The sequence below is a fragment of the Bradyrhizobium sp. 199 genome (assembly GCF_023073355.1).
GTDB lineage: Bacteria > Pseudomonadota > Alphaproteobacteria > Rhizobiales > Xanthobacteraceae > Bradyrhizobium.
This window is the reverse complement of the sequence record NZ_JADPJI010000005.1, coordinates 1,055,339-1,069,103: the sequence shown is the minus strand read 5'-3', so window position 1 is coordinate 1,069,103 and position 13,765 is coordinate 1,055,339. Positions and strand designations below refer to the sequence as shown.

9 protein-coding genes and 1 pseudogene are annotated in these 13,765 nt (G+C 63.5%); 3 read left to right on the top strand and 7 right to left on the bottom strand.

Annotation, left to right across the window (positions count from 1 at the left end; genetic code table 11):
- Positions 1–73: 73 nt before the first annotated feature.
- Positions 74–1,045, bottom strand: coding sequence for a CDF family Co(II)/Ni(II) efflux transporter DmeF (gene dmeF / locus IVB28_RS13575; protein WP_247526785.1), 972 nt, complete (start codon positions 1,043–1,045; stop codon positions 74–76).
- A 197-nt stretch (positions 1,046–1,242) separates the two neighbouring features.
- On the opposite strand from dmeF, the gene IVB28_RS13570 reads away from it, so the two are divergent.
- A complete protein-coding gene (locus IVB28_RS13570; RefSeq protein ID WP_247526782.1) occupies positions 1,243–2,061 on the top strand; it encodes a chromate resistance protein ChrB domain-containing protein in 819 nt (272 codons plus the stop codon).
- Entirely contained in the window at positions 2,061–3,443 is a 1,383-nt protein-coding gene (chrA, locus tag IVB28_RS13565; RefSeq protein WP_247526775.1) for a chromate efflux transporter, read from the top strand. Before IVB28_RS13570 ends, chrA begins: the two co-directional genes overlap by 1 nt.
- Before the next feature lie 93 nt (positions 3,444–3,536).
- Here chrA and IVB28_RS13560 read toward each other — a convergent pair whose 3' ends face one another.
- Positions 3,537–4,730: an HWE histidine kinase domain-containing protein gene (locus tag IVB28_RS13560; RefSeq protein ID WP_247526770.1), complete on the bottom strand. Its 1,194-nt coding sequence runs from the start codon at positions 4,728–4,730 to the stop codon at positions 3,537–3,539.
- A 663-nt stretch (positions 4,731–5,393) separates the two neighbouring features.
- A complete protein-coding gene (locus tag IVB28_RS13555; protein ID WP_247526769.1) occupies positions 5,394–6,374 on the bottom strand; it encodes a sensor histidine kinase in 981 nt (326 codons plus the stop codon).
- A 670-nt stretch (positions 6,375–7,044) separates the two neighbouring features.
- On the opposite strand from IVB28_RS13555, the pseudogene IVB28_RS13550 reads away from it, so the two are divergent.
- Positions 7,045–8,257, top strand: a pseudogene (locus IVB28_RS13550) (YeeE/YedE family protein).
- 52 nt (positions 8,258–8,309) lie between these two features.
- Here IVB28_RS13550 and IVB28_RS13545 read toward each other — a convergent pair.
- The 4 genes from IVB28_RS13545 to recO all read right to left on the bottom strand — a co-directional run bounded on the left by IVB28_RS13545 (position 8,310) and on the right by recO (position 13,650).
- The gene (locus IVB28_RS13545) at positions 8,310–9,854 is read right to left on the bottom strand and encodes a GMC family oxidoreductase N-terminal domain-containing protein (RefSeq protein WP_247526766.1); all 1,545 of its coding nucleotides are present in this window, start codon (positions 9,852–9,854) and stop codon (positions 8,310–8,312) included.
- 346 nt (positions 9,855–10,200) lie between these two features.
- Positions 10,201–12,459 carry a DNA topoisomerase IV subunit A gene (gene parC, locus IVB28_RS13540; RefSeq protein WP_247526760.1) on the bottom strand — a complete coding sequence of 753 codons (2,259 nt, stop codon included), beginning with the start codon at positions 12,457–12,459 and terminating at the stop codon, positions 10,201–10,203.
- A gap of 61 nt (positions 12,460–12,520) precedes the next feature.
- Positions 12,521–12,796, bottom strand: coding sequence for a hypothetical protein (locus IVB28_RS13535; protein ID WP_247526758.1), 276 nt, complete (start codon positions 12,794–12,796; stop codon positions 12,521–12,523).
- 101 nt (positions 12,797–12,897) lie between these two features.
- Positions 12,898–13,650, bottom strand: a complete 753-nt coding sequence (gene recO, locus IVB28_RS13530; protein WP_247526757.1) for a DNA repair protein RecO — start codon at positions 13,648–13,650, stop codon at positions 12,898–12,900.
- Positions 13,651–13,765: the final 115 nt, after the last annotated feature.

Here is a 13,765-nt window from a genome sequence, read left to right as displayed (position 1 = left end):
GCAAGCGATTTACGGAGCTGCGACCGAGGATCAACCCCGGCGGCGCCACAGAATTCCGCGGGCACAGCTCCCGTCAATGCGGACAGGTCTCCACCTCGACCGTCACATGGCTGAGGCCCTTCAGTCCGGCGAGCCGCTGCTTGTAGACGGCCGGCTGCCTCGGCTGGTCCGACACCACCGAGAGCAGCACGGCACAATGGCCGGGGCCGACTTGCCAGAGATGCAGGTCAGTGACGCGATCGTCACCGACCTCCATGCGCGAGCGGATCACCCGCTCCAGCTTTTCGTCGGCGCGCACGTCGAGCAGCACCGCACCTGACGACTTGACCAGGCCGAACGCCCAGCTCGCGATCACCGCGCTGCCGATCAGGCCGACGGCGGGGTCGGCCCAGACCCACCCCGAATACATGGCGACGGCGAGCGCTGCGATTGCCAGCACCGAGGTCGCGGCATCCGTCATGACATGGACATAGGCCGCGCGAAGATTGTTGTCGTGATGGCGATGGTCGTGGTGATCGTGGTCATGATCGTCGTGGTCATCATGCGGATGGCTGTGGCCGTGCGCCTGACCGTGATGGTGATGACCGTGGTTGTCGCGCAGCAGCCACGCGCTGGCGAGGTTGACGCACAGACCGAGTGCGGCCACCGCCATGGCATCGCCGTAGACGATCGGAACCGGATTGATCAGCCGCAGCACGCTCTCATAGGCGATCTCGACGGCGATCAGCCCGAGGATGATCGCACTGGCGAAGGCGGCGAGATCGCCGAACTTGCCGGTGCCGAACGTGAAATGCGCATTCCCCAGATGCCGGCGGGCGAAGCGGTACGCGAAGGCGGCAATGCCGAGCGCCGCCGCATGCGTGCCCATGTGCCAGCCGTCGGCCAAGAGCGCCATCGAGCCGAACAGCGAACCGGCCACGATCTCGCCGACCATCATGACCAGCGTCAGCACGACCACCAGCCAGGTACGCCGCTCGTTCTCGTCGTGCTTCTCGCCCAGAAAGGCGTGGTCGTGGGTCCATTGTTCGATGGAATGCGAATGCATCGAATACTCCAGAGGATTCAGGTCTGTTGGAGGCCAGTATAGCCCGGTGGGTAGCACTTTTCTAAGGCGCAATCGTCCCGCGGATTGACAGTGCTTCTTAGTTTCGATGTAATCTGCACCATGGGGATTTGAGCGATCTCCCCACGAGGCGACATGCCCAAGTATCGCGTCCCGTCTGATTTATGCGAGGACGCATCATGTCTACGTTCACGACCATATCATCCGATAAATTGGCGCGCCTGATCGGCACGGCCAAGACTCCTGTCCTGATCGACGTCCGCACCGAGGACGATTTTGCCGCCGACAGGCGGCTGATTCCCGGCTCGATCAAGCTCAGCCACGAGACCGTCGCGGAATGGGGCGGCGAATTTGCCGGCCGTTCAGCCATCGTTTCATGCTTTCGCGGCGAGAAGCTCGCGCAAGGCACCGCGGCCTGGCTGCGCCAGCTCGGCGTGCAAGCCGAGACGCTGGAGGGCGGCTTCGAGGGTTGGATGGCGGCGAAGCTGCCGCTGGTCGACGCGCGCAAGCTGCCGCCGCGCGATCCCCAGGGGCGCACGGTCTGGGTGACGCGGGCCCGGCCCAAGGTCGACCGCATCGCCTGCCCCTGGCTGATCCGCCGCTTCGTCGACCCCAACGCGGTGTTCCTCTATGTGGCGCCTTCCGAAGTGGTCGCCGTCGGCGAGCGATTCAATGCGGCTCCCTTCGACATCGAGAACGTGTTCTGGAGCCACCGCGGCGAGCTCTGCACCTTCGACGTGATGATCGAGGAATTCGGCATCGCGACACCGGCGCTGCTCAGGCTCGCAACACTGGTGCGCGGCGCCGACACCGCGCGGCCGGATCTGGCGCCGGAGGCACCCGGCCTGCTCGCGGCCTCGCTCGGGCTGTCGCGAATGTATGACGACGACCTCGAACAGCTCGAGGCCGGCATGACGCTCTACGATGCCTTCTACCGCTGGTGCCGCGACGCCACGGCCGAGACCCACAACTGGCCGACCAACAAGGTGAAGGCGTAATGGACACCCGTAACGTTCAAGCAGGAGCTGATGCCGGTCACGGCATCAGCTTCAACGAAGCGTTCCGCGTCTGGCTTCGCGTCGCCTGCCTCAGTTTCGGCGGGCCCGCGGGCCAGATCGCGGTGATGCACCGCATCCTGGTCGAGGAGAAGAAGTGGATCTCCGAGGGCCGTTTCCTGCATGCGCTGAACTATTGCATGCTGCTCCCGGGGCCGGAGGCGCAGCAGCTCGCGACCTATGTCGGCTGGCTGATGCACCGCACTGCCGGCGGATTGATGGCGGGCGGACTGTTCATCCTGCCCGGCATCATCGCCATCATGGGCCTCAGCTACATCTACGCGGCTTTCGGCAATGTCAGCTTCGTCGAGGCGCTGTTCTTCGGCCTCAAGGCCGCCGTGCTCGCCATCGTCGTCGAGGCGGTGGTGCGCGTCGGCAAGCGCGCGTTGAAGAACCGCATCATGATCGCCCTCGCAGCCGGAGCCTTCGTCGCGATCTTCTTCTTCGCCGTCCCCTTCCCGATCATCATCATCGCCGCCGGCATCATCGGCTATGCCGGCGCGCGAAGCGGCCGGCCCGAATTCGCGCCGGGTGGCCACGGCCATGGCGGCAGCGCCGCCATCGACAGCATGCTCGGGGAGGCCGTGCCCGAACACGTGCGGCCCAATACATCACGCACAATCCGCATCGGTGCGCTGTGGCTGGCGCTATGGCTGGTGCCGGTCATCGCGCTGCTCGCTGCCTTGGGTCAAGCCAACGTGTTCAGCCAGATCGCGCTGTTCTTCTCGAAGATGTCGCTGGTCACCTTTGGCGGTGCCTATGCCGTGCTGGCCTATGTCGCCCAGCAGGCAGTCGAGCATTATCACTGGCTGAAGCCGCACGAGATGCTGGACGGCCTCGGCATGGCCGAGACCACGCCGGGTCCGCTGATCATGGTGCTGCAGTTCGTGGGCTTCATGGCCGCCTACCGCGACCCGAGCGGCCTGTCGCCGATGCTGGCGGCCACCCTCGGCGGATTGCTCGCGACCTGGGTCACCTTCACACCCTGCTTCCTCTGGATCTTCGTCGGCGCCCCCTATATCGAGCGCCTGCGCGGCAATACCGGCCTCGCCGGCGCGCTCGGCGCGATCACTGCCGCCGTCGTCGGCGTCATCCTCAACCTCTCGATCTGGTTCGCGTTGCATACGCTGTTTCGCGAGACGGTGCCTGTGCATGCGTTTCCGCTGAACTTCGACAGGCCGGTGCTGACCAGTGTCGATATCCCTGCGCTGCTGCTGTCGATCGCAGCGGCGACCGCCATCTTCCGGTTCAAGTTGGGGATGCTGACGGTGCTGGCGGGGAGCTGTGCGGCTGGCGTGGCGCTGCGGCTGGCGGGGTTGATTTAACTGGTGATCGCGTCTCGTTGACTGCCGCAAAGCGAAGTTGACGGGACGCGCACCTATATCGGTCAGCAAATCACCGGGATTAGCAGCGACAGTTCAGGCGACCGCAATAACTGAACTCAGCGGCACATCCAGCGAATAAATGAAGCCGCTTGGTTCGTAAGCAAGGCTCACCTGGCCAGCCAATTGCTGTCCGAGTGACCCCATCATCCGGGTGCCGAAGCTCCGCCGCACCGGGGGCTCGACGGCGGGACCTCCCCTTTCCGTCCACACAAGGCGAAGTCTCTGCTTCGCCTCGTCAACAGCCCATGCCACTTCTACCCGGCCTGTGGGGACCGACAGGGCTCCGAACTTGGTCGTATTCGTGCACAGCTCGTTCATCGTCATCGCAAGCGCGATGACAGCGACGGAGGTGATCCTGATATCGGGTCCATTGAAATGAAAACGTCTGTCTCCATGGCTATCATAAGGTTCCGTCGCGCTGCTCAGCGTGTGAGTAAGGCTTGCATCCGCCCAACTGACCTGCATCAGCAGATCGTGGGCTCGTCCCAATGCGAGCAGCCTTCCCTCCATGGCCTTCTGTCCGTGCTCGATACTCAGCGCTCCGCGGAAGCTTTGGGACGCGATGGCGCTGACCATGGCAAGCGTGTTTTTGACGCGATGATGAAGCTCGCCCAGGATCAGTTTCTGCAGCTTGTCGGCGGCGGTTCGCTGCTCGGCGTCGATCCCGGCCTGGATGATGAGCGCCTGGGCGTCTATCTCGGCTTGTTCGAGCAGTAATCGGAGACTGTCGTTTTCGGCCGACAGAACGGTCTCGTCTCTTGATCGGGACGAAGGGTCGGCCATGTGCGCCGGGTGGTGAGACGCCTCGCCGCCCGTCCAATCGGTTGCCGTCGGAACTATCTGCAGCGCACCTGCACCGATCATCGCCTGCAACTCAGTGATCATTTGCTCGACACCAAGCGGCTTGCCGAAGAAGCGGCTGTTGGCTGGCCTCTCTTCCTCAGACGGCTTCACTTGACCGGAAATCAAGATGATCTTGATCGACGGCCAGCGTTCGTGCACTGCATGGGCGAGCTTCAGGCCATCGATGCTGCCAGGCATCTGAATGTCGGTGAGAAGCAACGAAATATCCGATCGGGATTCGAGGACCGACATTGCCTCGTCGGCGTTGACGGCTTCGACGGGACAGAATCCGGCGTCCTCCACGATATCGACTGCGCGCATGCGCAGGATCATTTCGTCTTCCACAATCAGAACGTTCGGCACCGGAATTGAATTTGTAGACATGGCAATATCTCTCTATTTCGGGGCGGCCGGTGCAGGTCCGACCAACCGAGAGCGCTATTCCCTGGATCCCCCGCCAACCATCGGCGCAAATGGCTTGGCAATTGCTCCGCCTTGGAAAGCGATAGCAGGGCTAGTCCGGAGCACACGAATGCCTCGACACGACGACTGGTGTCCTGCCGGGCTCGAAGCAGCAAAACTGATCGCTTGGCGACAAGGGGGAAAAGAGACTATCGGCGGGCAGTTACCAGGCGAGCTTCCTGAAGCTTCGCCCCAGAGCCGGCATGTCGCAAACAGGAAACGGCAAAGTCCGGCCAGACCTGGGTGGAGCAGTTCGAAGTTACGGCGGGCGCCTGAAGCCGGTCGCTTTTCGCCAGCGCCGCGACCTCATCCGCTTGCACCTTAGGGGCAAACCCCGGCAAAGCGAGCACCGAAGCTCCGAGGAGCATGAAAATCGCGAGGGACAGTGAGGATTTGATCATTTAAGGCTGCTGACTTTTTGGTCTTCGATCCCCGGTGTTCGAGGATCTCCAAGTCAACAACCATTGCGAGAAATAGTTCCATATTTTCAATCATTCGTTGAATCCCCCTTTCCTGCCCTTCGCGTCAGAAGCGCTCTCGCTTGAATAAATTCGCCATCACAAGCGGCCGCGGGATTGCGGCGCTTCAATCCGCGAGGCTGCGCTTACTCATCCGCAAGGCGACAACCACCCCCTCGTCCGACCAGTCGAAAGCTATAGTGCCGCCGAGCTGTGAAGCCATGCTTCGGTGCACCATCTTGCTTCCGAAGCCCTCCAGCTTTGTGGGTGCGACGACCGGGGGCCCGCCGCGTTCGGTCCACATAACCACAACCTCGTCTTCATGAGCATTGCACGAAACGTCCAAGGTGCCGCTTGAAACGGACAATGCGCCGTATTTCGCGGAATTCGTGGCCAGCTCGTGAATCACGAGGGCCAGTGCTGTGCTCGAACTCTCCCCCACATTTATCTTCGGGACCGAGATACGAATACGGACACTGGCTCCCTTCTCGTCGTAAGGTGCGAGCAGGACCGAGATGAGGTCGCCGAGAAGCGTGGCCTCGGTCTTCTGGCCGGGTACTCGACGAATGAGGTCCTGAGCACGGTCCAAAGCGATCAATCGACTGGTCAATTCCTGGGCCATGTCTTCTTTTGTCTCGGCCGAGCGGGATGTGATTCGAGTAAGAGCCGTCGCGATGGTCAGAAGGTTTTTCACCCGATGGCTCATCTCGCCCGCCAGCAGCTCATTTGCTTCCTCCGCTTGCTTGCGCTGGGTAACATCGAGGAAGATGCCGAACATAACTCGCTCGGCGATATCAGCATCGTCCCCCTGGCCGCGAGCGGAAATCCAGCGGACATCGCCTGCTGATAAAATGCGAAAATCTATCTCATAGGCACCGACTACGGCTCGCGTTGCCGAAAAAGCTGACCTGACCCTTTCGAGATCGGCAGGGTGAATGTTCTTGGAAAGTATCTCGAAGGTAATTGTCCGTTCATCCTTGGGAACTTGCCAAAGCTCGTATGCAGCCTCGTCCATCGTGATCGCGTCGGTATCCACGTTCCAGGACCACAATGCGACGCCGGCGGCGCGCGTTGCGGCTCGCAGGTGCTTTTCGTGCCATACCGGCATAGTCGCGTCCGCGGGACACATCAGGCTTAGCTTTCCAGTTGTTTCAACCAACCGCGTCCGCCGAGCACGCCGATGGGAGGTCATCGAATGGTAGGCTTTACGTTGGACCGGACGGCCGACGGGGATTTAGCCACTGCTGGATATGCAAGGCGTTCTCGCTCAGTCGCGCGGCCTTCAACAAAGCTTCCCGCTTTGGACCGGGAGGCGCTGTCTCTGCACGGCTGCGAGCGGCACTCGCTAATCGAGTGAGGCGTTCTGTCAGAGAAGGGGGCAACTTGAGCATGAATGGCTCCGCGGGACCTGGCGGGAGCACGTGGGCTCTCAGTCACCGATAGGCGCCATGATGGGCCGGTGATGGATCCACTAGGCGCTGGTTCGCTCGAAATAGATACAAAATTCCGCAACAGACCAGGTGGCACGTCGAATTCGAAAAGGCAGGCGACCTCTGCTTTGTGCTCAGAAGCTGCCAATGCACGTCACCAACGCTCCCGCCGACCATTGCCCGTCGGCCAAACACCCCGCGGCAAAGGTGCGGAACTTGCTCTGAACCTGAGTCGCCCGCACGCCGATACACGGCCGGCTCGGTTCCAGAATGAGAAGATTGGAACGGGGACAATCCACTCCGGTTAGCTCCCGTTGTCACAAGAATACGCTTTCCTCGGACGAGAGCATGACTGATCTGTCCATCGATGCACGGCTGCTTGCTCCTGATAATGACCGGCACCGGGCCAATCTCACGGTCGTCACTGTTGCGGCGATGTCTCTTCTGGCGGGCGCAGTCGCCTTGTCGGGCACGATCTCCTGGCAGCAAGGATTGTTGTTTCTTCTCGGAGGCGCGCTTGGCCTGACGCTGTATCATGCGCTGTTCGGGTTCACCTCGGCCTGGCGCGTTTTCATCGTCGCGCGAAGAGGAGCCGGCCTCCGCGCGCAAATGGTCATGCTTGCGCTGGCGACGGCTCTCTTCTTCCCGACCCTGGCGCAAGGCACACTGTTCGGCGTTGCCGTGCATGGCGAGGTGGGCGCCGTAGGCGTGGGCATGCTGACGGGGGCGTTCATGTTTGGGCTCGGAATGCAACTCGGCGGCGGCTGCGCCTCGGGAACGCTGTACACCGCCGGCGGCGGCAACACCCGCATGCTGGTGACGCTGGCGGCCTTCATCGCCGGATCGACGCTCGGTGCATCGCATCTACCGTGGTGGAGCGCGTTGCCGAACATCGGCGCGGTCTCGTTGATTGAACGGTTCGGATGGGCGCCGGCGCTCATGCTCTGCTGGGCTGTGATGGCTGCGATCTATCTCATCACGGTCAGGGCCGAGATCGGCCGGCACGGCGAACTCGAGCCGGGAGCGGACGAAGCTGCGCGGCGCGCGCCGCTTCATGCAGGGGCCGTGGCCGCTGCTGTGGGGCGCAATCCTGCTCGCGATCGGAAATTTCGCCACGCTGTATCTTGCAGGGCGGCCATGGGGCATCACCTCGGCTTTCGCGCTCTGGGGATCGAAGATCCTGATGGGCCTAGGCGTCGACGTCGCTTCATGGCCCTACTGGCAGGGCCCTCGCGCTCCGTCGCTGCACCAAAGCATCTTCGCTGACATCACCTCCGTCATGGACTTCGGCATCATCCTGGGAGCGTTGTTGGCAGCGGGTCTCGCCGGGAAATTCAATCCGACGTGGCGCATCTCCGCATCCTCGCTGCTCGCCGCCATCATCGGCGGCCTGCTGCTCGGGTACGGCGCCCGGCTCGCCTATGGCTGCAATATCGGCGCTTATTTCAGCGGGATCGCGTCCGGCAGCCTGCACGGCTGGTGCTGGCTGGTCGCAGCTTTCCTCGGCAACATTCTGGGAACACGACTCCGACCGTTGTTTGGCCTGGCCGTCGAGCGGTAGGTCTTCGTCTGCGCACTCTTCGTCAGACCGCCATGCGGGGCCGGCGATTGAACTACCGCATCATCATCCGTGCGATCGCTTCTCCGATCACCACCGTGGTGAAATGCGTGTTGGCGCGGCAGTCGGACGGCATGATCGAGGCATCGGCCACGCGCAGGCCCGAGATGCCCTTCACCCCACCGTCAGGATTGACCACACCATCGGCATCGCCAACGCCGCTCATGCGGCAGCTGCCGGCGGCGTGCTGGATGTCGCCGGTCTCACGGCGCAGCACCGCGTCGAGCTGGTGATCCGGCAGCGCGGCCGCTTGCGGCAGCGTCAGGTCGGTATCGGCGAGCCGGATCCAGTCGGCAATGCCTGACAGCGCCGGCTGGGACGTGATCACGGCGAGGCGCCTCACCGCATCCATCATGCGCAGCATGTCGCGGGGATCGGCCAGCATGTTCTCCTCGACAACAGGATCGATCGCGGGATCGGCCGAAGCGAGCTTCAGCGTCCCGCGCGAATAGGCATTGAACAGGCCGGCGCCGATCGCCCCGGCGTTACCGATGCCGCGGTGATTGAAAGCGATCAGGATCATGTCGCGCTTGCCGCCGTCGCCGAGACCCGAGGAATAGGTCACGCAGCAATTGGTGTGACGGGTGTCCGGGTCGGTCGGGCGCAGGTTTTCGTGGAGCTGGATGGTGGCGCGAAACAGCGGGTGATCGAAGTAGTGCTTGCCCACCGGGAGGTCGCGCGCGACCGCAATTCCCATCGCCTTCAATTCGTCGGCCGGCCCAATGCCCGAGCGCAGCAGGATCGCAGGACTGTGGATCGCGCCCGCGCACAGCACGATCTGGCGCGCCCTGATCTCGTGAGTGCCCTGCCCCTCGATATGGACGCGAACGCCGGTCGCGCGGCCGTCGCTGATCAGCACGCGATCGACCAGCGCATGGCCGCGAATTTCGAGATTGGCGCGGCCGCGCGCCGGCTCCAGATACCCCTCATTGGTACTGATGCGGCGCAAGTTACGGCTGTTGATGGGATAGCAGGCGACGCCCTCGCCGTCGGGGCCGTTGAGGTCGGCGCACCAGGGATAGCCACTCGCCAGCGCGGCATCGCGCAAGCCGCGATCGATCGGCCCCCACTTTTCCGGAGGCGCGCGGTAGACCGGCAGCGGACCGCCGCGGCCATGCCCATCAATGTCACCAAATTCGAGATCGTCCTCGATCACGGAGAATAACGGCATCACCTCTTTGGCCGACCAGCCGATGCAGCCATTGGCGGCCCATTCGTCGAACGCATCCGCAACGCCGCGGATGGCGATCTGGCCGTTCATCATCGACGAGCCCCCAAGGCCTTTGCCGCGCCAGTAGAAGCGCGGCTCCTGCCCCGCCACCCGGCGCGACAAGAGGTCAGGCCACTGCCATTTCTCCTGGTACTCGCGCTTGTGGATGATCGGGATCGGATTCGGCGTCCGCACCTCCCACGGTGCCTCGTCGGCGCGCCAGTCACGGCCCGCCTCGAGCAGCAGGACGCGCCGTGCGGGGTCCTCAGAAAGCCGCGCCGCAACCGCGGCGCCAGCGGAGCCGCCGCCGACAACAATGACATCGTACATCGCGTTAGGTCTCAACCTTCGAGAAAACCCGCATGTCAGACGGTATCAGAGCGCGCAGAGCGGCGGAATACGAATTGGAGGCAATGCTGTCGCATTCCGTCATTGCGAGCGCAGCGAAGCAATCCAGGACTGCCACACCGGAATGATTGGATTGCTTCGCTCGCAATGAAGGTGTGGAGAGAGATGTGCACGACAGAAAGTCCTGTGCCCCGGACGCAGCGCAGCGCTACTTCAGAGGTGCGCTGCAGAGCCGAGGCCCATGTCTCCGAGCAATCCCTGCCGCGTGGGTCCCGGCACTGCGCAGCAAGGCGAAGAGCGTTGCAGCGCGTCCGGGACACGAAACCCCCTACCCGATCACCCGCCCGAACTTGTTCGACTTCGGAAAGCCCTTCGGCGGCAGGCGGCCAGCGTCGGCGCGGGTGCCTTTCCACTCCGCGAGCTCCTTCATGGTCGCGGAGAACTCGCGCCCCGCAGAGTCCTTCCAGGTCAGGCCTGCCTTGGCCTCGAACACGACGACGTCGGACAGGCCGCCGTCCTTGTACTTCTGCAGGCGCACGCCGCGGCCGCGGGCCATTTCGGGCACCTGGTCGAGCGGGAAGACCAGCATCTTGCGGTTCTCGCCGATGACCGCGACGGTGTCGCCGAGCACCTCGGTGACGGTGCGCGCCTCGTTCGGCATGTCCACGTTGAGGACCTGCTTGCCCTTCTTGGTGGTGCCGACGCAATCGTCCTCGTTGACGACAAAACCCTGGCCCTCGTGGCTGGCGACCAGGAATTTGCGCCCGCCCTTGTTGACGAACAGCGTGACCGGCGCGGCCTCCGGCTCGAGATCGATGAACTGGCGGATCGGCTCGCCGTGTCCACGCCCGCCGGGGAGTTTCGCGACATCGAGCGAGTAGAACTTGCCGTTGGTGGCGAACAGCAGCAGTTTCGAGGTGGTCTCCGCGAAGAAGGCAAAGCCGAGCTTGTCGTCCTGCTTGAAGGCAAGGCCCGAGAGATCCTCGACATGGCCTTTCATGGTGCGGATCCAGCCCTTGTCGGAAACGACCACGGTCACCGGCTCGCGCTCGACCAGAGCCTCCTCCATGGCGGCGAGATCGTGCTCGGGCGCATCCGCAAAGGTGGTGCGGCGCTTGCCGAGCGGGGTCTTCGGTCCGAACATGTCGCGGACCTTGCCCACCTGCTCGGCGACCTTCTTCCACTGCTCGGGTTCGGACGCCAGCAGTCCCTCGATGCCCTTCAGCTCTTTGCGCAGATCCTTGTCCTCGGTGCGGATCTCGATTTCCTCGAGCTTGCGCAGGCTCCGCAGCCGCATGTTGAGGATGGCTTCCGCTTGCAGCTCGGTGAGCTTGAACGCCTTCATCAGCGCCGGCTTCGGCTCGTCCTCGGTGCGGATGATCCTGATCACCTCATCGATGTTCAGGTACGCAATCAGCAAGCCGCCAAGAATCTCCAGCCGGCGCTCGATCTCGGCCTTGCGATGGTTGGTGCGACGGATCAGCACGTCACGCAGATGGTCGAGCCATTCACGCAGACACTCCGCGAGTCCCACCACTTTGGGAACGCGCCCCTTGATCAGCACGTTGAGGTTCAGCGGAATCTTGTTTTCGAGCTCCGTCAGCCGGAATAGCGATTCCATCATCACCGCGGGATCGACGTTCTTCGACTTCGGCTCGATCACCAGACGAACGTCTTCGGCCGACTCGTCCCTGATGTCGCCGACCAGCGGCAGCTTCTTCTGGTCGAGCAGCTCGGCGACCTTCTCGATCAGGCGCGACTTCTGCACCAAAAAGGGGATCTCGGTGACGACGACGACCCAGGCGCCTCGCGCGCCCTCCTCCTGCTCCCACCTGGCGCGAACCCGGAACGAGCCACGGCCGGTGGTGTAGGCTTCAGCTATTGCCTCCTTGGAATCGATGCAGATGCCGCCGGTCGGGAAATCCGGCCCCTTGACCCATTTCAGCAGCGCCTTGGACTTCGCGTCGGGCTTCTCGATCAGATGCAGCGCGGCATCGCAGAGCTCGGCGGCGTTGTGCGGCGGAATCGATGTCGCCATGCCCACCGCGATGCCTTGCGCACCGTTGGCGAGCAAATTCGGGAAGCCGCCGGGCAGCACGACGGGCTCTTTCGATTGGCCATCGTAATTCGGACGGAATTCGACGCCGTCCTCGTCGATGCCATCGAGCAGAAGCCGCGCGACGTCGGTCATGCGCGCTTCGGTGTAGCGGTAGGCAGCGGGGTTATCGCCGTCGATATTGCCGAAATTGCCCTGGCCGTCGACCAGCGGATAACGCGAGGAGAAATCCTGCGCGAGGCGGACCATGGCGTCGTAGATCGCCTGGTCGCCGTGCGGATGGAACGAGCCCATCACGTCGCCGACGATTTTGGCGGATTTTTTGAAGGCCGTGCCGGGGTCCAGCCTGAGCAGGCGCATGCCGTAGAGGATGCGCCGGTGGACCGGCTTCAGGCCGTCGCGCGCGTCGGGCAGCGCGCGGTGCATGATGGTGGAGAGCGCATAGGCGAGATAGCGCTCTTCCAGCGCTTCACGCAGCGGCACCTCGTGAATTTCGGCCGGCTCTTGCGGCGGAATCAATCGTTTTCCCATGCCGCCCGGTTAAACCGTGGAAGCGAATCGGGCAAGGATGGATTGGTTCCCTGTGGGCGGCCTACTGGCCTGCCCAGCCGGCTGTGAAGGTCTGGGTCTTGTCCTGAGCCGGCGCCGGCACATTGGTCAGACAACGCCGGGCGGCCTCGATTTCGGCCTCCGTCGCTCCCTTCGACCGCGCCCATGTCTCTGCGGCCGCAGCAGAATATTTGGCCACATAGTACCGGACGACGGTGCAGGAGGCTCGGCGAAACACGCCGGGTTGCGGCTCGCCAGCCATTGCATCAGGCACAAATGCGAGCAGCGCCGCAGAGAAGGCCAATCCCCTGATCAACATTTAGGCTGTCCCCGTTTGTGGAACCTAAGCGCCAATTCCAGCAGCCCGGATTTGGTTCCACGGACCTCCATGACAAAGGAATGCCGTGAGTCCCGCTTCGCTCATGGCGCGGGGATCGCCGCCCTCGCCTGCTGCCGTATCAGGGCGTTGATGAAGCCCGCGCGCGCATCCGAGTGGCCCTGCCCGCGCGGCTCCAGTACGTGGCGCAACAGGAATAAGCCGGTGAGCCGAAAGCCGTCCTGGAGGTCCTGCTCGGTCAGGTCGCTTGCGGTTTCGCCCCGGCGCAGAAACGGCGGCAGGCGCAACAGGCGGTCACGCCACGGCTCGCCAGCGCCGCGCGACACCGCGCCGCCGGATTTCGGCGAGACGTAGATCAGCTCCGTGGTCTCGCCGGTCACCGCACAGTTGTCCAGCGCCAGCCCGAAGCCGAGCTCGGCCAGCATTGCCAACTCGAAATGGACGACGTGGACGGCGGCGCCGCCGACATCGTCGAAATCGTCGAGCGAATGTTCGAGCAGCGCGAAGATCTCCTCGTGTGGATCACGCTCCGGCAAAAGGCGCGCAATCGAGGCCAGATGAGTGATGCCGTAGACGCCATGGGACGATCCGAGCAGCGTCGCGGCTCGCAGCTTCAGGCCCTCGATCGCATAGGTGCCGAGATGCTCATCGAGCCGCGCCCGCCACACCACACTGACGCTGTTGCCGGGCTGGAGCAGCGGCCGCATCCGCGAGCCGGCGCCGCCGCGCACGAGGCCGAGATGCCGGCCGTGCGCGCGCGTCAGCAGCTCGACGATGGCGCTGGATTCGCCATGCCGCCGCACGCCCAGCACGATGCCTTCGTCGGTCCATTCCATGGGAGGAAGTCTATCGCATTTCGGTCGGCCGTCGCATGGGCAAAAGCGAAGCGCGCTCACCAATTTGCCCCGCAACAAACATGGTGGGCACGGCGCGCAGAAGCGAGCCTTTTGC